This is a genomic window from Methylobacterium sp. CCH7-A2 (genome assembly GCF_001557075.1).
In the GTDB taxonomy this organism is placed as follows: domain Bacteria; phylum Pseudomonadota; class Alphaproteobacteria; order Rhizobiales; family Beijerinckiaceae; genus Allobosea; species Allobosea massiliensis.
Window position 1 is genome coordinate 1 of the sequence record NZ_LSKN01000237.1, and the last position, 2,262, is coordinate 2,262.

Annotated in this window: 1 protein-coding gene; it reads right to left on the reverse strand. The window is 65.9% G+C overall.

Features of this window, described 5'->3' with window-relative positions; genetic code table 11:
* The coding region (locus AX750_RS18145; RefSeq protein ID WP_067254816.1) for a Tn3 family transposase at nt 1-2,262 on the reverse strand (2,262 nt) is incomplete at both ends.

Below are 2,262 nucleotides of genomic sequence, written 5' to 3' on the forward strand. Positions count from 1 at the left end.
TCAGAGCTTCCAGGCCCTTGTATCCTGAAGCCGGCTCGATCGTGCCGAGCCGGCGGTCGGCGAGATCACGAAGCCGCGGCACGAAGCGCAACCCGAGCAGGTGGCACAGCGCGAAGACGTGGTCCGTCGCGCCTCCTGTATCGGTGTAATGCACTTGGGGGGCCAATGCGCTGCCGTGCAGCAGCAGGCCGTCCAGGACATAGGGTGCTTCGCCCGCCGTCGCCGAGATGACGCGGGAATGGAACGAAGCGAAGTGATCCGAGAGATGGGTGTAGATCTTCACCCCCGGCTCGCCGCCATATTTGGCGTTCACCTCGGCAGCGCCCGCGCGGTCGCGACCGGCCCGGAAGAACTGCCCGTCGGAGGACGAGGCCGTGCCGTCGCCCCAGTGGCGCGCGAACGGCAGCCGATGATGTGCATCGACAATCATGGCGAGCGCGGCGCGATAATTCTCATCCGAGAGATACCAGTTGTGGGTCCAAGCAAGCTGGGCGTAGCTGACGCCCTGGCTGGCGTTCGCCATGCGCTCAAGGCCGAGATTTGTGCCATCGGCCAGGACGGCCGCGAGCACCGCGTTCGGGTTGCCGTGGGTCTTGCCGCTGCGCAGATCGCGGAACGCGGACAAGAATCCCGTCCGCGCCGCGACCTCGCGCAGCAGTTCGGTGATACGCACGCGCGGCAATAGGGCATCGAGCTTGCGGTCGAGTATGTCGGCTTCGGGTGGTGTCGCCGGCAGCAAGGGCTTCACCTTCAGGTTGCCACGCACCATCGACACGCCTTCCAGCTTGTCCTGGCGCAGAAGTGCCGCGAAGCGCCTCAGTCGCCAATCCAACATGCGGGCGCGCTCTGCGATGTAGGTGTCCGCAGGAGCGCCGATCGGCAAACCGGCGGTGAACTCGGCCGCCGCGCGCTTCGGAAGCAAATAGGCGTCGAAACGCCGATAGTTACGCGTACCCTCGACCCAGACGTCGCCGGCCCGCAAGCGGTCGCGCAGCGTCGAGAGCACGGCGGTCTCGTAGAGTCGGCGGTTGATACGGCCGTCCTCCCGCCGCACGAGCCGCTTCCATTGCTTGTTCTTGAACGGCAGCGGCGCGTCGTGCGGCACTTCGCCCCGACCGCGACGGTTGAGGTCGCGCAATGTCTCGACCGCCTCCAGCAGTGAAGCTCCACCGCCAGCCGTGCTGAAGGCAAACATCTCGAGGAAAGCCGGCGCGAAACGACGGATCGTGGCGTAACGCTCGGTCGCAGCGACCAGCATGTCTTCGCCAGCCAACTCGGCGAGCGCATCGATCTGGGGCTTGGCGGCGAGGAGCCGATGCCAGCCAACCGTCTCGTCGATCACGGCGAGCGCGTCGGTATCGCAATCGCGCGCCTCCGACAACGCCGCGATCGTGCGGCCGAACAGGCGCATGAGCTGGCCAACGTCGCGGGTCGTTGCCTGGTAACGCCGTTCCTGACCGCGCTTGGCTCGGCTGAACAGGGAGCCGACAAGCTTGTCGAACATGTCGATCGCGGCATCCGCCAGTCGCGTCTCAAAGTCGATCAAGCTCGCGACGAGGGTCGCGCGGCGCCGGTTTGCCGAGTAGTCGGAGAGCAGGAAAGCTGGCGCGACCGCGCCTTCGCGCACGAACTGCCGGAAACGGTGCTCGTGAACCGCGGACATCACGTCGTCGGCAGCGATGCCGAAGGTGCGCACGAAGGATAAGCGCTCCAGAAGGTCGTTGATGTTCGTCGTCGAGGGCGACTCCGGTATGTCGCGCAGCCAAGCCAGCGGCGTAGAGTTCAACGCGGCATCGTTGACGAGAAGAGCATCGAGACGGCCAAGTTGCTCGGGCGCCAGAGGGGCGACGAGAGCTTCCGCCGCTTTTCGTCGGGCACGAGCGCGCCCGGCCAACCCGGCGCGTTCGATCGTGTCGGGAGCGGGAAGAATGATTTTGGCGGCTCGCAGACCATCCACAATCGCGCGTGCGATCGGCTCCCCCTTGTCGGTGGACCATGCGGCCGAGGTGGCGAGATTGAGGGCGACTGGCAAATCCGCGCGGACGAAGGGACGCAAGCTGAGGGAGCTGGAAATTTCGCCGGCATGGTCGAGCCGGGTTTGGACGCGACGGCTGTAGTCGAGAAAAACAGCCGCCGGTAGCCCGAGCTGGTGAGCAAGGTAGGTCAGTAGTGCAGCGGGCACCGCCTCGTCGGCGCGCAGACCGAAGCCCGGATAGCGCAGAAGGCAAAGCTGGACCGCAAATCCAAGACGGTTGCGACTGC